This window comes from Aeromonas sp. MR19 (assembly GCF_963899305.1).
GTDB lineage: Bacteria > Pseudomonadota > Gammaproteobacteria > Enterobacterales > Aeromonadaceae > Aeromonas > Aeromonas bestiarum.
In genome coordinates this window covers 13,831-37,775 of record NZ_CAWQWZ010000010.1, presented here as the reverse complement: position 1 = coordinate 37,775, position 23,945 = coordinate 13,831, and the positions used below count along the sequence as shown (strand labels likewise).

The window sequence follows — 23,945 nt, the reverse complement described above, 5'->3', positions numbered from 1 at the left end:
CTATCGCCGTGCAATACAGCGGGGCGGTCAGCGCAGGGATTTGACCGAGCGGCGGACGATAAGCTCGGGCTCTACCGTCATGGACTCGACTTCCAGCGCCTTGTTGCGGATCCGGCTCACCAGATGCTTCACCGCCAGCAGGCCGAGCTCGGCCTTGGGGTGGCGAATAGTGGTGAGCGGCGGGCTGGAGAAGCGCGCCATTTCCACATCGTCATAGCCGATCATGGAGATGTCGTCCGGCACCTTGACCCCGGCTTCCCAGGCGGCGCAGATGGCGCCGATGGCCATGGGATCATCGAAGGCGAACACAGCCGTCGGGCGAGGCGTGAGGGCCAGGATGCGCTGCATGGCATCGAAACCGCTCTGGCTCTCGTAATCCCCTTCGAAGATCTGCTCGTCCTTCAGGGTCAGGCCATGCTCGCCCAGGGCGTCGCGCACCCCGTCCAGCCGCTGCTGGGTGGTCGGCTTAGAGAGCTGGCCGGTGATGCAGACGATCTCTTTATGGCCCTGCTCCAGCAGATGACGTACCGCCAGCCGCGCGCCTATGCGGGCGTTGTCGTTGATCACGTTGGCGAAATCGCACTCTGTGCCCCAATCCAGCACCACCTGCGGCACGTTCTTGTGGATGCGCAGCATGTCGCGCAGCGGGGTGTCGATATCGGTTCCCAGCACCAGCAGGCCGTCGACCCGCTTCTCCATCAGCATTCTCAGGTAATGCTGCTGACGGGGCGGCTGGTTTTCGGTGTTGCACAGGATCAGGCTGTAACCCTGTTCGAAACAGTACGCCTCCACCCCCTGCACCACTTCCGCGAAGAAGGGGTTGGCACTGGTGGTGACCAGCATGCCTATGGTTTTGGTTGAGTTTATCTTGAGGCTGCGCGCTACCGAGTTGGGCGCGTAGTTGAGTTCTGCCACCGCCTCAAGCACTTTTTGGGTTGCATCTTCGCTGACCCGACGGGTGTGATTGAGTACATGTGAGACGGTGGAGATGGATACGCCTGCACGGGAAGCGACATCCTTGATAGTGGCCATCTCTGTCTCCTGAAGATCAAAAGCGGAACATTAGCAGATTTCCCGAATAAAGGCTTGGTTTTAACAGGCACTGCCAATGAATTGTCAATGCTGGCTAATCTAGGCGCTCATTTCTATTTGCGCAAACGGATTTTGGTCAAAATGGGAGCAGTGTCAGGGTAAAATATCGTCAGTTTTTTCATCTGCCATTTGTCACCAGCACACCTTGTTGTGAAGATGTTAACCACACAAATCAGTATTAACACCTGCAATAGCATTTAAAATTAGCCATTTGTTTCAAAAAATCACTATCCCACCCACTCTGGTTAGTATCTTTAACAGCTTGTTATTGCCCAGCGAGGAATGATAGAACCATACCTATTACCGGACTGGCGGGATCCCGGCCCGGAATGGCACACGGAAAATGAAACAATCCACTGATTAAGGGACGAATCAATGCATAAGTTGAGCAAAATCACAGTAAGCGCAGCGGTTTCTTTGGCTCTGTTTGGATCGATATCCATCGCCAACGCGGCTGACACCATCAAGATCGGCATCGCCGGCCCGGTCACAGGCCCGGTCGCCCAGTACGGTGACATGCAGTTCACCGGCGGCAAGATGGCGGTCGAGCAGATCAACAAGGCTGGCGGTATCGCAGGCAAGCAGATCGAAGCCGTCATCTATGACGATGCCTGCGATCCCAAGCAGGCCGTGGCGGTCGCCAACAAGGTGATCAACGACGGCGTCAAGTTCGTGGTCGGCCACCTCTGCTCCGACAACACCCTGCCCGCCTCCGACATCTATGAAGATGAAGGCGTGCTGATGATCACCCCCGCCTCCACCAACCCCAAGATCACCGAGCGCGGCTATCAGCTGGTGCTGCGTACCATAGGTCTGGACAGCGACCAGGGTCCGACCGCCGCCAAGTACATCATCGAGCAGGTCAAGCCCAAGCGCGTAGCCGTCATCCACGACAAGAAGCAGTACGGTGAAGGCATCGCCACCAGCGTGAAGGCATCCCTGGACAAGGCCGGTGTGAAAGTAGTGGCGTTCGAAGGCATCACAGCCGGTGACAAGGACTTCTCCGCCCTGATCGCCAAGCTGCAGAAAGAGAACGTCGATTTCGTCTACTACGGCGGCTACCACCCGGAGCTGGGTCTGATCCTGCGTCAGGCTGGCGAGAAGGGTCTGAAGGCCAAGTTCATGGGTCCGGAAGGGGTAGGCAACAAGGACATCTCCGCCATCGGTGGCCCGGCTTCCGAAGGTCTGCTGGTGACCCTGCCGAACAAGTACGATCTGGTGCCGACCAACGCCCCGCTGGTGGCTGCGTTCAAGGCCAAGGGTCAGGACTCCTCAGGCCCCTTCGTCTGGACTACCTATGCGGCGGTACAAACCCTGGCTGCCGGTATCGCCAAGGCGGGTGAGGATGACCCGGCTGCAGTCGCCGCCGCCATCAAGGCCACGCCGATCGATACCGTCATGGGCACCCTGAGCTGGGCGCCGAGTGGTGACCTGAAAGGCTTTGAATTCGGTGTGTTCCAGTGGCACGCCGACGGTACCTCCACTCAAGTCAAATAATCTGCCGGTCGGGGTGACATGAGTCACCCCTCCTTTCTTTTGCGGGCAAGTACAGGGATCGCAGTATGTCCGAACACCTCCTTTACCTGGTTCAGCAGCTGCTGAACGGGTTAACCATAGGCAGCACCTATGCGTTGATCGCCATCGGCTACACCATGGTCTATGGCATCATCGGCATGATCAACTTCGCCCACGGCGAGGTTTACATGATCGGCTCCTATGTCGCCTTTATGGTGATGGCCGGGCTCGCCATGATGGGCATCGACAGCACCTTCCTGCTGCTGGGAGGCGCCTTCCTGGTCAGCATCATCATCACGGGAACCTATGGCTGGACCATAGAGCGGGTCGCCTATCGCCCGCTGCGGGGCGGCAACCGCCTCATCCCCCTCATCTCCGCCATCGGCATGTCGATCTTCCTGCAGAACATGATGCGAATGGCACAGGGCTCGCGCGATATCGCCATGCCCACCCTGATCTCCGGGGGCTGGACCCTGGGCGCCGAAGACGGCTTCCAGGCCAGCCTCTCCTACATGCAGCTCATCATCTTCGTGGTGACCTTCATCACCATGCTGGCGCTGACCCAGTTCATCGGCCGCTCCCGCATGGGCCGTGCCTGCCGCGCCTGTTCGGAAGACATCAAGATGGCCAACCTGCTGGGGATAGACACCCATGTGGTCATCTCCATCACCTTCGTGCTGGGGGCCACCCTGGCCGCCGTCGCGGGCGTGCTGCTCGGCATGTATTACGGCGTCATCAACCCCTATCTCGGCTTCATGGCCGGTCTGAAAGCCTTTACCGCAGCGGTATTGGGCGGCATCGGCAGCATTCCCGGCGCCGTGCTGGGCGGCCTGCTGCTGGGGGTGGTGGAAGCACTCACCGCCGGCTATCTCAGCACCGAGTACAAGGATGTGATGGCCTTCGCCCTGCTGATCGGCGTCTTGCTGTTCATGCCCACCGGCATTCTCGGCCGACCGGAAGTGGAGAAAGTCTGATGAAACGCCAATTCATTCACGCCTGTATCGCCAGCCTGGTATTGCTGGTGCTCTCCTTCTGGCTGCTCGGCTTCAAACTCGAGACCGACGGCACCCGTTTGCTGGTAGTCAGCCGCCTCGACGTGTCGCTGGCCTGGCTGGTGGGCGGTGCCGCCCTGGTGTTCTGGTTCCAGATGTTGCGCGGCCAGATCAGCCGGCTGTTCAAAGGCTCCATCAGCGGCTTCTCCATCGGCTTCACCAAGCTGGTGCTGCCCAGCCCGGAAGAGGCACCCAAGCTCTATAACCTCACCGCAGTGCTGGTGCTGCTGTTTGCGGTGAGCTGGCCCTTCATGGCCTCGCGAGGCGCCATCGATCTCGCCACCCTCACCCTGATCTACATCATGCTGGGGCTGGGCCTGAACGTGGTGGTGGGTCTGGCCGGTCTGCTGGATCTCGGCTACGTCGGCTTCTACGCGGTCGGCGCCTACAGCTATGCCCTGCTCAACACCTACTTCGGCCTGAGCTTCTGGGAGTGCCTGCCCATCGCCGGCCTGACGGCGGCCACCTTCGGCTTACTGCTCGGCTTCCCGGTACTGCGGCTGCGGGGGGACTACCTGGCCATCGTCACCCTGGGCTTTGGCGAGATCATCCGCATCCTGCTCAACAACATGACCAGCCTCACCGGCGGCCCGAACGGCATCTCCGGCATTCCCAAACCGACGCTGGGCGGACTCGAGTTCAACCGCACCGTCAAGGACGGGGGCTTCGGCACCTTCCACGACTTCTTCGGCATCGCCTACAACGCCAACCACAAGGTGATCTTCCTCTACCTGATGGCGCTGGTGCTGGTGGTGGCCACCCTGTTCGTCATCAACCGCCTGCTGCGCATGCCGCTGGGCCGCGCCTGGGAAGCACTGCGGGAGGACGAGATCGCCTGCAAGTCGCTGGGGCTCAACCCCACCATCATCAAGCTGACCGCCTTCACCATAGGCGCCTGCTTCGCTGGCTTCGCCGGCAGCTTCTTCGCCTCGCGCCAGGGCTTCATCAGCCCGGAGTCCTTCGTCTTCATCGAGTCGGCCATAGTCCTTGCGATCGTGGTGCTGGGGGGCATGGGCTCCCAGATCGGGGTGGTGCTGGCCGCCATAGTGATGACGGTACTGCCGGAGCTGGCCCGTGAATTCAACGAGTACCGCATGCTGATGTTCGGTCTGCTGATGGTGTTCATGATGATCTGGCGGCCACAGGGACTGCTGCCGATGACCAGACCTCACCTGGAGCTACAAAAATGAGCAATCAGACGTTGTTAGAAGTCTCTGATTTATCGATGCGTTATTTGGCCGGATTGCTGGCGGTGACTTGCTCCACCTTGAATCGGGGGCTGAAAAAATGAGTGCCAATCAGAAGTTAATGGAAGTCTCTGATCTGTCGATGCGCTTCGGCGGTTTGTTGGCTGTCAACGGCGTCAAACTGGACGTGGACAAAGGGGAGGTGATCTCCATCATAGGTCCCAACGGCGCGGGCAAGACGACCGTCTTCAACTGCCTGACCGGCTTCTATCGCCCGAGCGGCGGCACCATTCGCTACAAGGGTGAAGAGATCCAGGGGCTGCCCGGTCATCTCATCGCCCGCAAGGGGATAGTGCGCACCTTTCAGCACGTGCGGCTGTTCAAGGACATGACGGCGGTGGAGAACCTGCTGGTGGCCCAGCATCGCCACCTCAACACCAGTTTCATCGCCGGCCTGTTCAAGACCCCGGCCTTTCGCCGTGCCGAGCAGGAGGGGCTGGAACACGCCGCATTCTGGCTGGAGAAGGTGGGCCTCAAGGATCTCTCCAATCGCGCCGCCGGCAACCTGGCCTATGGCCAGCAACGCCGGCTCGAGATCGCCCGCTGCATGGCGACCCGGCCCGATCTGCTGATGCTGGACGAGCCGGCCGCCGGCCTCAACCCGCACGAGACAGATGAGCTGAACGAACTGATCATCAGCCTGCGGGACGAGTTTGGTGTCTCCGTCCTGCTGATCGAACACGACATGAAGCTGGTGATGGGGATCTCCAACCGCATCTTCGTGGTCAATCAGGGCACTCCGCTGGCCCACGGCAAGCCGGATGAGATCCGCAACAATCCGGCCGTGATCAAGGCCTATCTGGGCGAGTCGTAAGGACAAAAAGATGTTAGAACTTCGCAACGTATCGACCCACTACGGCAAAATTCAGGCGCTGCACGACGTCAGCGTCGAAGTGAAAGAGGGGGAAATCGTCACCCTGATAGGTGCCAACGGCGCCGGCAAGACCACCTTGCTGATGACACTGTGCGGCGAGCCCAAGCCCAGCAGCGGCAGCATCTGGTTCGAGGGAGAGCAGATAAGCTCCCTCACCACGGCCCGCATCATGCGCAAGGACATAGCCGTGGTGCCGGAGGGGCGCCGCATCTTCGCCCGCCTGACGGTGGAGGAGAACCTGCTGATGGGCGCCTTCTTCGTCGACAAGGAGGAGCAGCACGGCCTGCTGGATCAGGTGTTCACCCTGTTCCCGCGCCTGCACGAGCGGCTGCAACAGCGTGCCGGCACCATGTCCGGCGGCGAACAGCAGATGCTGGCCATAGGCCGGGCCCTGATGAGCAAGCCGCGCCTGCTGCTGCTGGATGAACCCTCGCTGGGGCTGGCCCCCATCGTCATCCAGCAGATCTTCGACACCATAGAGCAGCTGCGCCAGAAGGGGATGACCATCTTCCTGGTGGAGCAGAACGCCAACCAGGCGCTCAAGCTGGCCGATCGGGGCTATGTGCTGGAGAACGGCCACGTGGTGCTGCAAGACACGGGGGCCGCCCTGCTGGCCAACCCCGCAGTACGGCAGGCCTACCTGGGTGGTTAACCCATGAGCAGGGCCGGTGCCGAGCGGGATCGCCACCTGTTCTGGCGCGATCCGGCCCTGCCCTTCATAGAGGCGCGGGCGGTGCAGGATGGCCGCCGCGTCTGCTACGACAAGCACAGCCACGCCCACTTCTCCATCGGCGCCATCACCGGCGGTCACAGCCACTACCTCAACCAGCGCAGCAGACAGGAGGTCGGTTCTGGCTCCCTGGTGCTGATGAACCCGGAAGAGGTGCATGCCTGCAACCCCATCGCAGACCAGCCCTGGTCCTATCTGATGTTCTACCTCGATACCGACTGGCTGCGCAGCCAGCAGGAGGAGGCCGGACTGGGGGCCCATTTTCGCCCCTTCGACATGACGGCCAGCCGGGATCCCCTGCTGTATGCCCGCTTGCAACACCTCTATCGCACCCTGCAGGATGACCGCCAGGATCGCCTCGCCAAGGAGGTGGCCTGCCATCTGTTCAGCCACCAGCTGCTGGCCAGGCTCACTCCCGCCAGATGGGACGCGCGCCCGCCCCTGCATCTGAGGCGCGCCGCCGAGCTGATGCAGGACGAGTACGCCAGCCCCCTCACCTTGCAGTACCTGAGCACAGTCGCCGGGCTGACCCCGTCTCACTTCGTGCGCGCCTTCAGCCGCCATTACGGCATGACCCCCCACGCCTACCTGCTCAACCAGCGCATTCGCCATGCCCGTGCCCTGCTCGTTCAGGGGCGCCCCCTGGTCGAGGTGGCGCTGGCGACGGGCTTCGCCGATCAGGCCCACTTCCAGCGCCAGTTCAAGCGGCTGGTCGCCGCGACCCCGGGCCAATACCAGTGCCTCCCTCAGCGCTCCAGCACAAGATAGCCAACGCTGAGCAACAGCAGCATCGCCATCCCGCGGTTGAACCAGCGCAGACGGCGAGGCGCGAGCAGGGCCTCCTGCAGACAGCTGCCGACATAGGCCCAGCAGGCGATGGAAGCAAGGCAGATCACCAGATAGAGGCTGGTGAACCATATCGTCTGGCCCACATTGCCCACGGCCCCATAGGCCCCCATGCCCATGCTGGCCGCCAGCCAGGCCTTGGGATTGAGCCACTGCATCAGGGCGCCGTATAAAAAGGCGGGTGGGGTGGCGCCCTCACGCTTCAGTTCTCCCTTGTCCGTCATCAGCAGCCAGGCCAGATAGCAGAGGAAGAGGATGCCTCCCCAGCGGATGCCGCTGAGCGCCATTGGCCAGTGCGACAAGGCGGCCCCCAGGCCCAGCCCCATCAGCAGCAATAGCAGGATGAAGCCCAGGGTGGCCCCCACCACATGGCGCAGGCTGGCGCGAAAACCATATTGCGCCCCCGCACCGAGGGCGACCAGATTGACCGGGCCGGGAGAGATGGACATGGCCAGGGCAAACCCGGCCATGGACAACAGCAGACTCATTTCCATGGATGACACTCGTTGAAGGTGTTGAGCCCTCACCCTACCCATGAGCCTGGCGCCGATATTGAAGAAAATTGCGATCTCCTCCGGCGGGACGAGTCGACACATTGCGGGCTTAGCACGGACGCAGGCTTGCGGTAAACTGACCCACAATCACCTATTCACAGGACATGTTAATGGACCAGTTTGCCCATATCAGTGCCCATGATGCCCACCAGAAGATCGCTGCCGGTGAAGCCCGCCTCGTGGATATTCGCGATCCGCAATCCTTCGAGGCCGCCCACGCGGTCGGCGCCTTCCACCTTACCAATGGTTCTCTGGTTCGCTTCATGGACGAGGTGGATTTCGATACCCCTGTGATAGTGATCTGCTATCACGGCAACAGCAGCCAGGGCGCGGCCCAGTACCTGCTGCAACAGGGCTATGACCAGGTCTACAGCCTAGATGGCGGCTTCGAGGCGTGGCGCAAAGAGTTCCCCGTCCAGGCAGGCGACGCATGACAGGGGCGGGCAAGCCCTCCTCAACCGGCATGATCCAGCTGCTGGTGCTCGACAACGCCCGCATGGCCCAGGCGCTGGTGGACTACCTCGCCACCCTCGGCATCTCGTGCGAGCTGACCCAGTCCGAGCTCGGCGTCTCGGTCTGGCTGGCGGACGAGCAGCGCCTCGCCCAGGCCCAGCTGGAGGTGAAACGCTTCCTGGCAGAGCCGGCCCACCCGCGCTACATGGAGGCCTCCTGGCAGTCGGGTCGGGCGGATGCCCGCATCGACTACAGCAAGGGGATGACGGATCCCGTCACCGACTTCCTCCATCAGGCGGGGCCATTGACCCTGGTGGTGATCATCGCCTGTCTGGCCATCTATGCGCTCAATGCCATAGGCCTGCCGATCTTTGACGAGCTGGCGTTCCACCCGACCCTGGCCCAGTTCACCGACTGGCAGGCGTGGCGTTACTTCACCCCGGCCTTTATCCACTTCTCGGTGCTGCACCTGGTGTTCAACCTGTTGTGGTGGTGGTATCTGGGGGGCCAGATAGAGCAGCGCCTCGGCGGCGGCAAGCTGCTGATCCTGCTGCTGGTGGGAGCGGCCCTGCCCAACATCGCCGAGTTCTTCGCGAGCGGCCCGCTGTTTGGCGGCCTCTCCGGCGTTGTCTATGCCCTGCTCGGCTACTGCTGGCTGCGCGGCAAGCTGCAACCGGCCTGTGGCCTCACCCTGCCACCGGCGCTGATGGGCTTCATGCTGTTCTGGCTGGTGCTCGGTTTCTTCGACCTGCTCGGCACCAGCACGGCCAACATGGCCCACCTGGTGGGTCTGCTGGTCGGCCTGCTGCAAGGCTGGCTGGATCGCAACCACCAACCGGCTTGAACCCTTGCCGTCATCGGGTTTTCTTCGACCCACTCGGCAGCCGCATCACAGTCAACATGACCCACCTGGTGGGTCTGCTGGTCGGCCTGCTGCAAGGTTGGCTGGATCGCAACCACCAACCGGCTTGAACCCTTGCCGTCATCGGGTTTTCTTCGACCTGCTCGGCACCAGCACTACCAACATGGCCCACCTGGTGGGTCTGCTGGTCGGCCTGCTGCAAGGCTGGCTGGACAGACACCACCAGCCAGCCTGACGGTTGGCCCTGCCCAGCCGCAGAAACGAAAACGCCGCCCCAAGGGGCGGCGTTTTTATTGGCCGACGGGCTTACTGCTTGAGCAGGCCGCCATTGGTCACCTGGACCGCGGTACCGCCACTCATGAAGAAGCTGCCGAACTGGGACTGCATCTCTGTGGTGACATCGCCACTCGGATCGAAGTTCTCGTCCGGTGCCAGCAGCGAGCTGTGACCACCGGCCACGAAGCGGGCCGCGTTGTGGCTGGCCGCGCCTGTGGCGGTCAGGGGTTGCAGCGCCAGCACCTTGAACAGCGGCTCGGTACCACCCAGCGGGGCGGACGCTATGCTGTTCGGGATCACCTGATCCGACAGGCTCAGGGCACCGTCACCCACGATCTCGGTGGCAAACAGCGGGAAGTCCGCCTTGATGCCACGGCCGAGGTTGATCGGGTCAGCCGAATCCAGCACCGACTGGGCCGCAAAGCTGTAGCTCTGCAGCGTGCTGGCTGCGGTCGCCTGAGTGGCCGCGTCCAGGCTCGGCAGGAACTCGTTGACGAAGCAGGTCGGTACCGCCGTCTGGCAGTTGGGAGCATAGGCGGTGAAACCGGCCTTCAGCTCGGCACTGCCGCTGGTCAGCACGCCCATCTTGATGGTCGGGCCGAAGGTCGGCGAGTTCAGCAGCAGCGGCGCTATGCCGCCACCCGGCATGGCCAGACCACCGGTGTCGAACTTGAACAGGGCATCCGCCTGCGCGTTGCCCAGGGTCTGGTTGGCGACCGCCAGCAGGTTGGTACCCGAAATGGCCCCCAGGGAGTGACCCAGGAAGTGCACCTTGAGGTTGCCGGGCGTCCCGATGGCGCTCTTGGCGTTGGCCAGGCCAACCGCCAGACGCAGACCCAGCAGGTCCGCCACGCTCTGTTTCAGGTTGTCCCGCGCCACTGTCAGGTAGCTCAGGTTCAGGTACGGCGTCGGGTTGTCCGGGGTGGTCACAGTATCCATGCTGCCACTCAGAGCGAAGCCACGCTCACCGTGCAGCGGATGATCGATCACCACCAGCGCCACCTTCTTGCCCGCCTGCATGCCGGCATAGATCTGGCCCAGTGCCAGCGCGTAGGCGTTCTCTTTCACCGAGGTCACGCCGTGCTGATAGATGATGACATCCGTGATGGTGTTGAGGGCATCCTTGGCGAAGACGCGCATCGGCACGGATTGCACCTCTTCCAGCATCGGCAGCGGGTTGAAGCGGCCTATGTTCTGCTCGGCATCCAGCGGCTTGCCGCCGGAGGTGAGGGTCACCCCGATCAGCTTGCTCGCTTCGGCCAGCAGCTCGGCCTGACGGGTCGGATCGGCAATCAGCGTCGCCAGCAGGGCCGGATCCACACCCGCCCCCACCAGCCCACCGATCACTTCGCTGTCAGACGCCTTCAGCGCATTGGCGATGGCGTACAGGCTGGGGATGGCACCGTGCCAGGACTGGGTCTTGGCCTTGCTCCAGGAACCGGCGGTGGCCGGCGAGGAGAGGAAGTAAGGCAGCTTGACGGTGCCGGTATAGACCTTGGTGCCCTGGGCAATGGGATTGAGCGGAGTGCCAGGGCCAAAGGCGGTGGCGATCGCGTCTTTCTGCTCCTGCGGCAGGAACTGCTCGGCATCCAGCTGGGTCAGGAAGGCATTGTTGCCAGTCACGGCCAGGGTATAGGTGCCTGGCAGGCTGGTGTTGCCCAGGGCATCCTGCTTCCAAAGCTTGGCGGCATCCAGGGTAACGGGGTCGGCCTTGAGCACGGACGCCGCAGCCCCCTTCACCGCCACCAGCACATCGGCGCCAGATTGGGTACCGAACCAGTCGGAGAAGATCACATGATCCGTCGCTATGCCGGTCGCGGCCTTGAACAGCCCTTCCTGCAGCGCGATCAGACCGTTGATGGTCTGCTCCTGGGCATTGCTGCCTACGTTGTTCTTGTAGTTGCCGTAGTCACTGCCTGCCTTGAGGGCATCGCCACGGCTGTCTTTCAGCGAATCGGTGGCCACTATCATGTAGTAGGAGGACGGGTTCAACGGCTTGAGCGGAACCAGGTTCAGCTTGCCGGCCGAGGCGGCGACCACGAAGTCCACGCCGTAGGTCAGCACCTTCTTCACGCCATTCGGGCGCAGGGCGGCACTGTCAAAGCTCAGCTCCAGCAGGTAGAGCGGTGCCACCGAGGCGGCAAACTCGGCCGCGGCCGGGGCCTGCACCTGGATGCCGGACGAGGTGACAGGCACAATCTGGATAGCCTGGGTCGTGGACCAGCCATCCAGGGTCGACATGGCGGAGACGGGGTTGGAGAGATCCGCGGTCTCGGTGGAGAATTTCAGGGTACCATCGCTGGCCCGGGCCGCCAGGGCGCTGGGGCGCACAGCGTTGGAACCGGTCAACAGATAGTCGAGATAGCTTGAGGTGTCGCCTTTGTTATCGTCACTGCCACCACAGCCAGCCAACAGGGCACTGACAACTGCGGCATAAATTAGCTTCTTTTTCATATCCTTATCTCTTTTTAGTTGTTATCCATGATGTGCTGACGGGGGAGGGTGAAAACCCGACCGAACCATCTTAACAGCAACGCAACAATTGTTAAGCGTCTGGTCGGTCATCTGATCTGCTTTTTTTGTGTACAACATCAAGGAATTGGAATAGAAACGGGACTCGATAGGTTAACAGCTTCATTCCGGATACCAGACCCGACCAGCGACTCCCCTGCTCCTGATGGCAAAAAGCCACCCCGATCTCGGCAAAGCGGCTGAATTGTCGGTAGAATGTCGCCATTGCTTAAGGAGAACCACATGATCGACCCGAAGAAACTGGAAGAGATCGCCAAACAGGTGCACAACTCCCTGCCGCCCGGCATTCGCAGCATGGGTGAAGAGGTGGAGAAGAAGATCCGTCAGGTGTTGCAGTCCCAGCTCAACAAGCTGGATCTGGTCAGTCGCGAGGAGTTTGACGTGCAGACCAAGGTGCTGCTGCGCACCCGCGAGAAGCTGACCGCCCTCGAGGCCAAGCTGACGCAGCTGGAACAGCAGCTCGGCGCCAAAGGCGAGTAACAAACGCTGACATCGCCGGCTCGCACGGCGCATAAAACAAACCCCAGCCAGGCTGGGGTTTGTTGTTTCTGGCTCGCCGAAGAGACCCTCGGCTAGCGCTCAGATAAACTCGTAGGCGTCTCCGAAGATGCGCTCAGGCTCGGCGCCGAGGATCTTGAACTCCTCCCGCGCCGCACCGGCCATCTCGAAACGGCCGGCCACATAGATGTCGTAGTCATGCAGACTGACGAAGTCATCCATGATGGCCTTGTGCACCAGCCCCGTCTTGCCGGTCCAGTCGCTTTCCGGCTCCTGCACCACGGGGATGAAGGTCAGCGGCGCATAGTCGCGCGCCCACTGCTGCATCTGCTCCTGTTCATAGAGCCAGTGCGCCTGGCGCACGCCCCAGTAGAAGAACACAGGGCGCTTGCTGCCGGTATCGATCAGGAACTCCAGGATGGAGCGGGCATAGGAAAAACCTGTGCCCCCCGCCATCAGGATCAACGGACGGGGCGACTCTTCCCGCAGGAAGGCCTTGCCTGCCGCCAGTTCGATCTCTATCTCGCCCTGCTCGCGCATGCGGGCCAGCACCTGACCTGCATAAGCGTTCTCGGGGGTGGCACCGATCTGCAGCTCCAGCACGCCGGGGCGGGTCGGTGAGTTGGCGATGGAGAAGGGGCGCTTGTCCGAATCGCTCATCACCACCAGCAGATACTGGCCCGGCTTGAAGCTGACCGCTTGCTGCGGCGTCAGGGCCACGTGCCAGATGGTGTCGACATATTCGCGCAGTTCCTCTACGCGGCACTTGATACGTTGCATTCTTATCCTTGTGACGGGCTCGCTCGGCCCGCTTTCGCTCATTGATTCACTGTGGACTGACGACCAGTGCAGCTGGTCAGGTTCCCCGAGCATACCCAATTCCGCCCGGAGATCATCAACCTTTTGCACCAGAACGGCGGTGGCACCGCGGATCCTCTGGCTGGCCGGGCATGTTCGACCCGGCCCGAGTGATATAAATCCCAGGCAGCCGGGCCTAGCCGAGAATAGCCAGCTCGTCCCAGATGGCATCCACCTTCTGCTTCACCGCCTCGTCCTGGACTATGGGTTGCCCCCACTCGCGGTTGGTCTCCCCCGGCCACTTGTTGGTGGCATCCAGTCCCATCTTGGAGCCAAGACCGGAGACGGGCGAGGCGAAGTCCAGATAGTCGATCGGGGTGTGCTCGATCAAGGTGGTATCCCGGGCCGGGTCCATCCGGGTGGTGATGGCCCAGATCACATCCTTCCAGTCGCGGGCGTTGATGTCGTCGTCGCAGACGATCACGAACTTGGTGTACATGAACTGGCGCAGGAAGGACCAGACTCCCAGCATCACCCGCTTGGCATGGCCTGGGTAACGCTTCTTGATGGTCACCACCGCCATCCGGTAGGAGCAGCCTTCCGGCGGCAGGTAGAAGTCCACAATTTCGGGGAACTGCTTCTGCAGCAGCGGCACGAACACCTCGTTCAGCGCCACCCCGAGCACCGCCGGCTCATCGGGCGGACGGCCAGTGTAAGTGCTGTGGTAGATGGCATCGCGACGCATGGTCATGTGAGTGATGGTGAAAACAGGGAACTCGTCCACCTCGTTGTAGTAGCCGGTGTGATCCCCATAAGGCCCTTCGGGAGCCATCTCCCCCGGCTCCAGATAGCCTTCCAGCACGATTTCGGCGCTGGCGGGCACCTCCAGCTCACAGCTCAGCGCCTTCACCACCTCGGTGCGGCTGCCCCGTAGCAGGCCGGCGAAGGCATATTCGGAGAGGGAGTCAGGCACAGGCGTCACAGCGCCGAGTATGGTCGCAGGATCGGCACCAAGCGCCACCACCACGGGGAAGCGCTCGCCCGGATGGGCTTCCTGCCACTCGCGAAAATCGATGGCACCGCCGCGGTGATCCAGCCAGCGCATGATCAGCTTGTTCTTGCCGATCTTCTGCTGACGGTAGATACCGAGGTTCTGGCGCTTCTTGTAGGGACCGCGGGTGATGGTAAGGCCCCAGGTGACCAGAGGCGCCACATCGCCGGGCCAGCAGTGCTGGATCGGGATCTGGTCCAGATCGACCGCCTCCCCTTCCAGCACCACCTGCTGACAAGGGGCGGAGGAGAGGCGCTTGGTCGGCATGTTGAGCACCTGCTTGAAGATGGGCAGCTTCTCCATCAGCTCCTTGAGGCCGCGCGGCGGCTCGGGCTCCTTCAGGTAGGAGAGCCAGACCCCAACCTGGCGCAGGGCGCCGACGTTGGGCTGACCCATGCCCATGGCGACCCGATCCGGGGTGCCGAACAGGTTGGTCAGCACCGGCATGCGGTAACCTTTGGGATTTTCGAACAGCAGGGCCGGGCCACCCGCACGCAGGGTGCGATCGCTGATCTCCGTCATTTCCAGATAGGGATCTATCTCGCGGGTGATGCGCTTGAGTTGTCCGTTTTGTTCCAGCTGCGCGATGAAATCACGCAAATCCTTGTATTTCATGCAGGTACCCTGTGTTCAGGCGATGCCGCATTATAACCCTGGCGGGGCGACGGGTGTACCCGTATCGGGCAGCATCACAGGACTTGCATGGCGCTTTTCCTGCCGGGTGAGCCGATCGGCGAGCTGAGCCAGCAGCCTGGGTTCATCCATCTGCAACAGCAGACTTGCCACCTGACCGCTGTACTGACGATTGCCGAGCTCGGCCAGCAGGAACTGCTGCGCCGTGTCGGGCAGGGGCGAGAGCTGGCTGAGTTGTTGCAGAGCGGGCAGTTTCAGGCGGCCGTTGCGGCTGGCGGCGATCAGCAGGTCGCTCGCCGCCTGCCCCTGGTGAAAACGGGCCACGCTCCGAAGGGCGGCAACGCTGTCGTGATCCACAGGCTGGTGCCACAACTTCTGATAGAGGCCGCTGTCGCCGGTGCGCTCGAGCAGCTGTCGCAGCAGCTGGTTGTCGGGCAGGAAGATGCTCATGGCGGCCAGCTTGTGCGCCTCGCGCTGCAAGACAAAGAGCGGCTGCCGCTCGAGTACCGCCAGCAACGCCTGCTGCTGCTGGGCCAGGTCCGGGTTGCGGCTGTTGTAGATCTGTTTGAATTCGAAGCTGTTCTGCTCCAGCAGCTGGCGGTAGTTGTCCTGCCATGCCTGTTGCTGCCAGCGGCTCAGCACCAGCCGCGCCGCGGCGGCAAAATCATAGGCGGGCTGCTGGATCAGAAAACCGTCCACCTCCTTCTCCACCAGCCAGCGGGGCGCCTTGACCGACTGGGCGCGCACCCAGGCCAGCAGTTCGGGGGAACTCGCTCTGGGGCTGGCATCCAGGGTGGCCAGCAGCCGGCACAGCAGGTATTCCCGCTGGCCCACGGCCAGCGAGTCCAGCAGCGAATCCATGGCGGCAAACTGCCCCTGCTGCAGACGACTGCCCAGATAGTCGAGATGGCCCTGCAGCCCTTCATCGGCGACCAGCTCGGATTTGGCCACCGAGGGGGCAGCATGCACCGGCATGCCCATCAGCCAACCGAGCCATATCAGGAGTACCAGCTTCATGACGTCCCTGTCCTTGTGACATCGAGGTTTCATACTACTCAAGCGACCGGAAAATAGATAAACAAAAACCGCGACCTGAGCCGCGGTTTCGTCATTCTCCGACCGGATTACTTCTGTTGACGCCGCATGGAGTCAAAGAATTCGTCGTTGGTCTTGGTGGCAGCCAACTTGTCGATCAGGAACTCTATGCTGTCGATCTCCCCCATGGGGTGAATGATCTTGCGCAGGATCCACATCTTCTGCAGCTCGTCACCGGTAGTCAGCAACTCTTCCTTCCGGGTGCCGGAACGGGTGATGTCGATAGCCGGGTAGACGCGCTTCTCGGCAATCTTGCGCGAGAGGTGCAGTTCCATGTTGCCGGTACCCTTGAACTCTTCGTAGATAACCTCGTCCATCTTGGAACCGGTATCAACCAGCGCGGTCGCTATGATGGTCAGGCTGCCGCCTTCCTCAACATTACGCGCGGCGCCGAAGAAACGCTTGGGTCTGTGCAGGGCGTTGGCGTCCACACCACCGGTCAGTACCTTGCCGGATGAGGGGATGACTGTGTTGTAGGCACGGGCCAGACGAGTGATGGAGTCCAGCAGGATCACCACGTCCTTCTTGTGCTCGACCAGGCGCTTGGCCTTCTCGATCACCATCTCGGCGACCTGGACGTGACGGGATGCCGGCTCGTCGAAGGTGGAAGCGATGACTTCACCCTTCACCATGCGCTGCATCTCGGTCACTTCTTCCGGACGCTCGTCGATCAGCAGGACGATCAGTTCACAGTCCGGGTGGTTGTAAGCGATGCTCTGGGCGATGTTCTGCAGCAGCATTGTCTTACCGGCCTTGGGCGGTGCCACGATCAGGCCGCGCTGGCCTTTACCTATGGGGGAAGCCAGGTCCAGCACACGGGCCGTGATATCTTCGGTCGAACCATTGCCCCGTTCCATGCGCAGACGCTCGTTGGCATGCAGGGGGGTCAGGTTTTCGAACAGGATCTTGTTGCGGGCGTTTTCCGGACGGTCGTAGTTGACCTCGTTGACCTTGAGCAGCGCGAAATAACGTTCGCCCTCTTTCGGTGGCCGGATCTTGCCGGAGATGGTATCGCCGGTACGCAAGTTGAAGCGGCGGATCTGGCTCGGGGAGACATAGATATCGTCCGGGCCTGCCAGATAGGAGCCGTCTGCACTGCGCAGGAAGCCAAAACCATCGGTCAGGATTTCCAGCACACCGTCGCCAAAGATATCCTCACCACCCTTGGCATGCGCCTTGAGGATCGCGAAAATAATATCTTTCTTGTGCGCCCGAGCCAGATTTTCTAACCCCATGGATTCGCCAAGCTTGACCAGCTCGGACACAGGAGTGTTCTTTAATTCAGTCAGATTCATAGTGGTGAAAGTCTGTAAGCAAGGATTGAAATGAGGAGACAGTCTGCTGGATTGATGCTGATCGGATTTGATTTGCCGGGCTGTTGTTAAGCAAAGAGTCAGGCAAAAAGGTTAGCAAACGAACGATAAACTAGCACCAATCGGGATGAGCGTCTAGGTGATAAAACACAAGGAGCGCATTATTGCAATGCGCTCCTTTTTGATTATTACAGGTTACCGTCCAGAAACTCTTTCAGCTGAGTCTTGGACAGGGCACCGACCTTGGTCGCTGCCACTTCGCCATTCTTGAACAGCAAGAGGGTCGGAATACCGCGAATGCCATACTTGGGCGGAGTGTCGGCGTTATGGTCGATGTTCAATTTCGCCACTGTCACACGACCGGCATACTCTTGGGCGACTTCGTTCAGGATCGGGGCAATCATCTTGCACGGACCACACCATTCGGCCCAGAAGTCGACCAGAACGGCGCCATCGGCTTTGATTACATCTGCCTCGAAGCTGGCATCGCTCAGCTGAACAATCTTGTCACTCATCTCCAACTCCAGTCAGTAATTAAGGCTTTATTGACGTATCAACAAAGGCAATAGTTGCCCTATTTGAAATGATCCTGTTTATTATTGCAAGCCTAACCTGATAACCTACCGCCATGAGCAAAACACACTTAACGACCGAAAAATTCGCCCAAATGGGCCTCGAACCCGAAGTTCTGGCTGGTCTGGAATCAAAGGGATTTCACTATTGCACGCCCATCCAGGCACTGTCTCTGCCACTGCTGGTAGAAGGTCATGACCTCGCCGGTCAGGCCCAGACAGGAACCGGCAAGACCATTGCCTTCCTGGCCGCGACATTCAACTATTTGCTGACCCACCCGCTGACCAATCCCCGTCTGGTTAACCAACCCAGAGCCATCATAATGGCGCCCACCCGGGAACTGGCAGTACAGATCTACAACGATGCCGACAGCATAGCCGCCTCTACCGGCCTCAAGCTTGGCCTCGCCTACGGCGGCGAAGGTTACGACAAGCAGCTGGCCGTGCTGGAGCAGGGCGTCGACATCCTGATCGGTACCACGGGCCGCATCATCGACTACTTCAAGTCCAAGGTCATCGATCTGAGCAACATTCAGGTCGTGGTGCTGGATGAAGCGGATCGCATGTTCGATCTGGGCTTCATCAAGGACATCCGTTTCCTGTTCCGCCGCATGCCGGCGCCGACCGAGCGGCTGAGCATGCTGTTCTCCGCCACTCTCTCCCTGCGGGTGCAGGAGCTGGCCTACGAGCACATGAACCACCCGGAACACGTGCAGGTGGAGCCTGAGCAGATGACGGGCGTGCGCATCAAGGAGGAGCTGTTCTACCCCTCCAACGAAGACAAGATGCTGCTGTTGCTCTCCCTGATGGAAGAAGAGTGGCCGGAAAAGGCCATCGTCTTCGCCAACACCAAGCATGTCTGTGAAGACGTGCATGCATGGCTGGAGAATGACGGCCACCGCGTCGGTCTGCTGACCGGTGACGTGCCGCAGAAGAAGCGGATGAAGATCCTGGAAGACTTCACCAAGGGGACGCTGGACATCCTGGTCGCCACCGACGTGGCCGCCCGTGGTCTGCACATCCCGGACGTGACCCACGTCTTCAACTACGACCTGCCCGACGACGCCGAGGACTATGTACACCGTATCGGTCGTACCGGTCGTGCCGGCAAGAGCGGTCACTCTATCAGCCTGGCCTGTGAAGACTATGCCTTCAACCTGCCGGCCATCGAGGAGTACATCCACCACCCGATCCCGGTCAGCAAGTATGACCGCGAGGCGCTGCTGGATGACGTGACCGCACCGAAACGGGTCGTTCGCAACCGTCAGCCGGTGAACCGCAACATGCGGGATCGCCAGGGCGGTGGCAACAGCAACAACCGTCGCCGTCCGCCGCGCAAGAGCTGAAGGACAGGCACAGTTGTACAACTCGCCGCTCTATGCCGCCATCGACCTCGGCTCCAACAGCTTTCATATGCTGGTGGTGCGCGAGGTCGCCGGTGCGCTGCGCACCGTCACCAAGGTCAAGCGCAAGGTTCGCCTCGCCGCCGGACTCGATCCGGAATTTCGTCTCAGCCGTGCCGCCATGGAGCGGGGCTGGGACTGTCTGCGCCTGTTCTCCGAGCAGTTGCAGGACATTCCGGCCGACAACATCCGGGTGGTGGGCACCGCCACGCTGCGCCTTGCCACCAACGTCGACGAGTTCCTCAGCGAAGCGGAACGGGTGCTCAACCACAGCATAGAGATCATCTCTGGCGAGGAAGAGGCCAAGACCATCTATGAAGGGGTCTCCTGGACCTCTGCCGGGGAAGGCAACCGGCTGGTAATCGACATAGGCGGCGCCAGCACAGAGCTGGTGATCGGCGAGCACAGCGAAGCAAAACTGCTCAACAGCCTGCACATGGGCTGCGTCACCTGGCTCAACAACCACTTCGGTGATGGCGAGCTGAGTGAAGCCCGCTTCGGGCAGGCCATCGCGGCCGCCAAAGCGGTACTGGAGAAGGTGGCGGAAGATTACCGCACCCTGGGCTGGCGCACCTGCGTCGGCGCTTCCGGCACGGTGCAGGCGCTGCAGGAGATCATGCTGGCGCAAGGGAAGAGCGAGCGGGTCACACTGCCGAAACTGCAGGAGCTGATGGGTCAGGCCATCGCCTGTGGCAGGCTGGACCGGCTGCAGCTGGAAGGGTTGGCGGCCGAGCGGCTGACAGTGTTCCCCTCCGGCCTCGCCATTCTGATCGCCATCTTCGAGACTCTCGGCATCGAGAGCATGACCCTGGCGGGCGGCGCCTTGCGGGAAGGGCTGATCTACGGTCTGCTCGGCAACAATCACGACTGTGATGCCCGGGATCGCACCGCCGACAGCCTGATCAGCCGTTATCAGCTGGACAAGGAGCATGCCGAGCGGGTGCGCGACACCGCCATCGAGGCCTTCACCCAGCTGCAGCCGAGCTGGCGCCTCTCGAAACGTTACGGTCGCCCCATCCTGCGTTATGCGGCTCTGCTGCACGAGATTGGCCTCTGCATCGAGTACAAGAAGGCGCCGCAACACGCCGCCTACATCATCGACAACATCGACATGCCGGGCTTCACCCCTGCGCAAAAGAAGCTGTTGTCGGCCCTGCTGTTCAACCAGCGGGACGAATTAAAGCTGGAAACCCTGGAGAAACAGGGCGCAGTCACCGGTCGTCAGGCGATCCGGCTGGCCCGTATTCTGCGCATCTCGCTGATCCTCTGCATGCGTCGCACCCAAGGCACAGTCCCCAGCTTCACCCTGCAGGCCGATGAAGAGGCGCTGACCCTGACCCTGCCCAAGGGCTGGCTGGATGAGCACTACCTGCGCGCCAGCGAATTGCGACTCGAAGTGGAACGCCAGCAGAAGCTGGGCTGGCCCACCCGCTTGCTGGAAGCCTGATTGGGCCCGCGCCCAATCAGCTCCCCCTTTTCACCCCGCGTCACCTGTTCCGACAATCCCTTTCGCAGCCACACATGGCTTCATTCAAGACTTGTCTTTGATTTCATTGGCTTTTCAGCCCGATCACGCCCCTCCTGATCGTCTTGCATTCCACCCAGTTTCTCCATCTCGGCTAGAGTAGGATCGTCTCTCAAACAGGAATGGACGCCATGAAACCTTTGACTCTGATAGGCCTGACCGCCCTGCTGACTGCCTGTGGTGGTGGCGGCGGTGACAACAACAGCCAGCAGAATGCCCAGCTGTCGCTGGCCTTCTCCGATGCCCCCGTGGATGCGGTCAGCAAGGTCTGCATCGCCGTCTCCAGCATCAGTATTCACCCAGTGACAGGCACCGAGCTGGGCTGGACAACCGCCAGCTTCCTGACCTCGGCCCAGGACGACGGTTGCACGCCGACGGGGGAGACAATTCCCCTCGACAGCGCGGGACATCCCCTGTTCACCTACATAGATCTGCTGCAATACCAGGGCTCCGCCAGCCGTCCCCTGCTGGCCAGCCAGAGCGTAGTACCTGGTGACTACAGCCAGATGCGGTTGCGGGTACTGGATGGACGGGAGGTCAGCAACCAGTTTCTGGGTGGCACCCCCTACTCCTACGTCAAACAGGATGATGGGGTGATCAAACCGCTGGAGGTGCCCAGCAGCGAGCTCAAACTGGACGCCTTCACCATAGCCGCCAATGGCCTCAGCGCCTTCACCACTGAGTTCGATCTGCGCCACGCCATGGTGCTGCCGGGCCACGAGCAGTACTACAAGCTCAAGCCCAGAGGGGTGCGGCTGGTGAACAATACCCAGGTCGCGACCGTCAAGGGCACTGTGGCGAGCGGTGCCTGCGGCGGTCAGCTGACCGACAAGGCCTTCGTCTATCTCTATCAGCCGAGAAACGATGACAACTACCCCGACATGGCCGACAGCGACAACGGCTTCTACGCCAGCGCCCCCGTGCTGCCCTTGACCGCGGGTGGTTTTGGCTACGAGCTGGGCTTTGTTGACCTCGGCAATTACGATCTGGCCCTGGTCTGCAATGGCAACGAGGATGATCCCGAGCTGGCAGGCGATCCGCTGCAACTGGAGCAGGTGCTGAAGGGTCAGGCGGTAGTGGCCCCCGCCACCAGCATCAACTTCCAGTAGCGAGAGGCAAGGCGCGCAATGGCAGATTACCAGCCCATCAGCTGTGACCTCTACGACTGGCTGGAGATCGCCGCCAGCTGGCAGTTATCCGTCACGCTCACCACCAGGGCGGGACGGCAATGGGTGGACAAGATCCGCACCATAACAGCCAGCGAGGGCGTCGAGTATCTGCTGCTGGAGAGTGGCGAGCGGCTCAGCCTGGCCGAGCTGGCTAGCCTGAGACTGGTCTGGCAGGGGGAAGAGAAGCTGATCAGCTTCACCTCCGCCACCTGAACGCCAAACCTAAAAAAGGAGGGCCAACACCTTGTTAGCCCTCCTTTTTTCATCCCGCGACTCAGGCCGGCAGTCAACTCGCCGCCAGCGCCGCCATCACGTAGACATCGAAGCGGTTGCTCTTGGTCTCGATGGCCATGCTGGGTTTGTGCTCATTGAGCCAGCCCGCGTAGTCGGGCCGCTTCACCACCACCCGCTTGTCCGCCATCTTGAGGGCCGCCGGCAACAGGGCATCCGCATCGAGATCCGGCCCCACCAGCGACTGGAACACCCGCATCTCCTTCTTCACCAGCGCCGACTTCTGCTTGTGGGGGAACATGGGGTCGAGATAGACCACCTCGGGCCGCTCGGTCAACGCCAGCAGGTTGTCCAGCGCCGGCCCTTGCAGCAGCCGCATCCGCTCGCTGACCCAGGGGCCTATCTCGGGATCCTGCGCCGCCCGCATCAGCCCATCCTGCAGCAGGGCTGCCACCACGGGGCTGCGCTCTATCAGCGTCACCCTGCAGCCGAGGGAGGCCAGCACGAAGGCGTCGCGCCCCAGCCCGGCGGTGGCATCCACCACGGTCGGGGTCGCCCCGGCCTTGAGCCCGACAGCCTTGGCGATGGACTGGCCCCGTCCGCCGCCAAACTTGCGGCGATGGGCCACAGCCCCTTCCACGAAGTCCACGTAGACGGCCCCCAGCTTGGGCTCATCCAGCTTGCGCAGCTCCAGCCGCTCGGGCGTAAACACCAGGGCGAACTGGGGGTAGTCGGTCTGGTCAAGCTGGCTGGCCAGCGCTTGCGCCAGCGCGGCCTTGGCGGGGTCTTCGAGGAGGATTTGCATGGTCTTTGGAGGCGTTCTAAGTTCAGTGAAGAGAGTGTACCACAGCCCCTTTCCATCGCTGTAGGGAGGAAACCCCATGCACCTGCTCATCGCCTTGCTACTCGCCGCCCAGAGCGGCACAGACCTGAAGGTATGCGGGGTGGACTGGCCCCCCTTTTCCTATGCGGAGCAGGGGCGCCTGACCGAGGGGATTTCCATCGAGATCCATCAGGAGGTCGCCCGGCGTCTGGGGATGAAGCTCAGCCTGATCGAACTGCCATGGGGGCGCTGCGAGCAGTATGTCAGCACCCGGCTCGCCGACGGCATTCTCGACAATGCCCCGCTGCCCGGTTGTCATCACCCCGATCTCGCGACCGCTTTTTATCCCCTGGCCGCCTATGTGCGCACCGACAGCCCCCTGCACAACTTCTCATGGGAGATGGCCAGGGGGATGAAGGTCGGCATGGTGAGGGGCTATGACTACACGGACAAGATCAAACACTATGACGGCTGGGTACCGATCAAGGCGCACTCGGACAAGCAGCTGCTGTTGCTGCTCGAAAAGAGCCGGGTCGACATGATCATCCTGGATTACTTCTCGGCCCCCATCTTGTCGAAGGAGCAGGACGTGCCGATCCGCGCGCTCTCCCCCTTCATCGACTCGACCCCGCTCTACCTCTGCTTTGGCGAGCAAAGGGCCGCGCTGCTGCCCGCATACAGCAAGGCTCTGCAGCAGATGCTGGAGGAGGGTGTGCTGGATCGCATCTACCTGCGTTATCTCGGTGAAGACTATCGGACACTGAAAGGCAGGCAGGACAAGCTGAAACCGGCGGAGTGATC

General features: G+C 61.5%; 24 protein-coding genes and 1 pseudogene. 16 read left to right on the top strand and 9 right to left on the bottom strand.

All coding sequences use genetic code 11. The features are described from left to right. Positions 1-27: 27 nt before the first annotated feature. Entirely contained in the window at positions 28-1,032 is a 1,005-nt protein-coding gene (locus AACQ95_RS05635; RefSeq protein WP_043135813.1) for a substrate-binding domain-containing protein, read from the bottom strand. Positions 1,033-1,467: 435 nt separating this feature from the next. Here AACQ95_RS05635 and AACQ95_RS05630 point away from each other — a divergent pair, with 435 nt between their 5' ends. The 6 genes from AACQ95_RS05630 to AACQ95_RS05605 all read left to right on the top strand — a co-directional run bounded on the left by AACQ95_RS05630 (position 1,468) and on the right by AACQ95_RS05605 (position 7,278). Next, on the top strand, positions 1,468-2,589 hold the full coding sequence (locus tag AACQ95_RS05630) for a branched-chain amino acid ABC transporter substrate-binding protein (protein ID WP_043135811.1): 1,122 nt from the start codon (positions 1,468-1,470) through the stop codon (positions 2,587-2,589). A 65-nt stretch (positions 2,590-2,654) separates the two neighbouring features. Beyond that, on the top strand, positions 2,655-3,581 hold the full coding sequence (gene livH / locus AACQ95_RS05625; RefSeq protein ID WP_042867383.1) for a high-affinity branched-chain amino acid ABC transporter permease LivH: 927 nt from the start codon (positions 2,655-2,657) through the stop codon (positions 3,579-3,581). Continuing rightward, positions 3,581-4,849, top strand: coding sequence for a high-affinity branched-chain amino acid ABC transporter permease LivM (locus AACQ95_RS05620; protein ID WP_241280905.1), 1,269 nt, complete (start codon positions 3,581-3,583; stop codon positions 4,847-4,849). Before livH ends, AACQ95_RS05620 begins: the two co-directional genes overlap by 1 nt. A gap of 97 nt (positions 4,850-4,946) precedes the next feature. Further along, a complete protein-coding gene (livG, locus tag AACQ95_RS05615; protein ID WP_043557277.1) occupies positions 4,947-5,720 on the top strand; it encodes a high-affinity branched-chain amino acid ABC transporter ATP-binding protein LivG in 774 nt (257 codons plus the stop codon). Positions 5,721-5,730: 10 nt separating this feature from the next. Next, positions 5,731-6,432, top strand: a complete 702-nt coding sequence (locus AACQ95_RS05610) for an ABC transporter ATP-binding protein (RefSeq protein ID WP_098981311.1) — start codon at positions 5,731-5,733, stop codon at positions 6,430-6,432. Positions 6,433-6,435: 3 nt separating this feature from the next. Beyond that, a complete protein-coding gene (locus AACQ95_RS05605; RefSeq protein ID WP_241280904.1) occupies positions 6,436-7,278 on the top strand; it encodes an AraC family transcriptional regulator in 843 nt (280 codons plus the stop codon). Here the strand turns inward: AACQ95_RS05605 and AACQ95_RS05600 are convergent. Then, a complete protein-coding gene (locus AACQ95_RS05600) occupies positions 7,257-7,850 on the bottom strand; it encodes a LysE family translocator (protein WP_122974219.1) in 594 nt (197 codons plus the stop codon). The two genes, AACQ95_RS05605 and AACQ95_RS05600, sit on opposite strands and share 22 nt — an antisense overlap. Before the next feature lie 170 nt (positions 7,851-8,020). Between AACQ95_RS05600 and glpE the strand changes: the two genes are divergently transcribed. From glpE to AACQ95_RS05580, 4 genes and pseudogenes are all read left to right on the top strand, one after another. Continuing rightward, positions 8,021-8,344, top strand: a complete 324-nt coding sequence (glpE, locus tag AACQ95_RS05595) for a thiosulfate sulfurtransferase GlpE (RefSeq protein ID WP_043557281.1) — start codon at positions 8,021-8,023, stop codon at positions 8,342-8,344. A gap of 29 nt (positions 8,345-8,373) precedes the next feature. Further along, positions 8,374-9,207: a rhomboid family intramembrane serine protease GlpG gene (gene glpG, locus AACQ95_RS05590; RefSeq protein WP_103472987.1), complete on the top strand. Its 834-nt coding sequence runs from the start codon at positions 8,374-8,376 to the stop codon at positions 9,205-9,207. Further along, positions 9,204-9,335, top strand: a complete 132-nt coding sequence (locus tag AACQ95_RS05585; protein WP_435301929.1) for a hypothetical protein — start codon at positions 9,204-9,206, stop codon at positions 9,333-9,335. Before glpG ends, AACQ95_RS05585 begins: the two co-directional genes overlap by 4 nt. Before the next feature lie 20 nt (positions 9,336-9,355). After that, positions 9,356-9,460, top strand: a pseudogene (locus AACQ95_RS05580) (rhomboid family intramembrane serine protease GlpG); the annotation flags it as partial. Positions 9,461-9,531: 71 nt separating this feature from the next. Here AACQ95_RS05580 and AACQ95_RS05575 read toward each other — a convergent pair. Beyond that, positions 9,532-11,955, bottom strand: coding sequence for a VolA/Pla-1 family phospholipase (locus AACQ95_RS05575; RefSeq protein ID WP_241280903.1), 2,424 nt, complete (start codon positions 11,953-11,955; stop codon positions 9,532-9,534). A gap of 300 nt (positions 11,956-12,255) precedes the next feature. Here AACQ95_RS05575 and ubiK point away from each other — a divergent pair, with 300 nt between their 5' ends. Further along, positions 12,256-12,513: a ubiquinone biosynthesis accessory factor UbiK gene (ubiK, locus tag AACQ95_RS05570; RefSeq protein ID WP_042867376.1), complete on the top strand. Its 258-nt coding sequence runs from the start codon at positions 12,256-12,258 to the stop codon at positions 12,511-12,513. A gap of 99 nt (positions 12,514-12,612) precedes the next feature. Here ubiK and fre read toward each other — a convergent pair whose 3' ends face one another. The 5 genes from fre to trxA all read right to left on the bottom strand — a co-directional run bounded on the left by fre (position 12,613) and on the right by trxA (position 17,936). Beyond that, positions 12,613-13,311, bottom strand: coding sequence for an NAD(P)H-flavin reductase (gene fre, locus AACQ95_RS05565; RefSeq protein WP_043135798.1), 699 nt, complete (start codon positions 13,309-13,311; stop codon positions 12,613-12,615). A 214-nt stretch (positions 13,312-13,525) separates the two neighbouring features. Further along, complete coding sequence (ubiD, locus tag AACQ95_RS05560) at positions 13,526-14,995, bottom strand: 4-hydroxy-3-polyprenylbenzoate decarboxylase (RefSeq protein ID WP_043135797.1); 1,470 nt, start codon at positions 14,993-14,995, stop codon at positions 13,526-13,528. A 30-nt stretch (positions 14,996-15,025) separates the two neighbouring features. Next, on the bottom strand, positions 15,026-16,030 hold the full coding sequence (locus AACQ95_RS05555; RefSeq protein ID WP_241280902.1) for a hypothetical protein: 1,005 nt from the start codon (positions 16,028-16,030) through the stop codon (positions 15,026-15,028). Between the two features lie 107 nt (positions 16,031-16,137). Next, positions 16,138-17,403: a transcription termination factor Rho gene (rho, locus tag AACQ95_RS05550; protein ID WP_042036072.1), complete on the bottom strand. Its 1,266-nt coding sequence runs from the start codon at positions 17,401-17,403 to the stop codon at positions 16,138-16,140. A gap of 206 nt (positions 17,404-17,609) precedes the next feature. Continuing rightward, on the bottom strand, positions 17,610-17,936 hold the full coding sequence (trxA, locus tag AACQ95_RS05545) for a thioredoxin TrxA (RefSeq protein ID WP_005307306.1): 327 nt from the start codon (positions 17,934-17,936) through the stop codon (positions 17,610-17,612). Between the two features lie 113 nt (positions 17,937-18,049). Here trxA and rhlB point away from each other — a divergent pair, with 113 nt between their 5' ends. From rhlB to AACQ95_RS05525, 4 genes are all read left to right on the top strand, one after another. After that, on the top strand, positions 18,050-19,339 hold the full coding sequence (rhlB, locus tag AACQ95_RS05540) for an ATP-dependent RNA helicase RhlB (protein WP_042867371.1): 1,290 nt from the start codon (positions 18,050-18,052) through the stop codon (positions 19,337-19,339). Positions 19,340-19,352: 13 nt separating this feature from the next. Continuing rightward, positions 19,353-20,843, top strand: a complete 1,491-nt coding sequence (gene gppA, locus AACQ95_RS05535) for a guanosine-5'-triphosphate,3'-diphosphate diphosphatase (protein WP_043135795.1) — start codon at positions 19,353-19,355, stop codon at positions 20,841-20,843. Positions 20,844-21,052: 209 nt separating this feature from the next. Then, a complete protein-coding gene (locus AACQ95_RS05530) occupies positions 21,053-22,030 on the top strand; it encodes a DUF4382 domain-containing protein (RefSeq protein WP_241280901.1) in 978 nt (325 codons plus the stop codon). A gap of 18 nt (positions 22,031-22,048) precedes the next feature. Beyond that, on the top strand, positions 22,049-22,303 hold the full coding sequence (locus AACQ95_RS05525) for a Rho-binding antiterminator (RefSeq protein WP_241280900.1): 255 nt from the start codon (positions 22,049-22,051) through the stop codon (positions 22,301-22,303). A gap of 73 nt (positions 22,304-22,376) precedes the next feature. Here AACQ95_RS05525 and AACQ95_RS05520 read toward each other — a convergent pair whose 3' ends face one another. Further along, a complete protein-coding gene (locus AACQ95_RS05520; RefSeq protein WP_241280899.1) occupies positions 22,377-23,126 on the bottom strand; it encodes a class I SAM-dependent methyltransferase in 750 nt (249 codons plus the stop codon). Between the two features lie 76 nt (positions 23,127-23,202). Between AACQ95_RS05520 and AACQ95_RS05515 the strand changes: the two genes are divergently transcribed. Next, positions 23,203-23,943: a substrate-binding periplasmic protein gene (locus AACQ95_RS05515; RefSeq protein WP_241280898.1), complete on the top strand. Its 741-nt coding sequence runs from the start codon at positions 23,203-23,205 to the stop codon at positions 23,941-23,943. Positions 23,944-23,945: the final 2 nt, after the last annotated feature.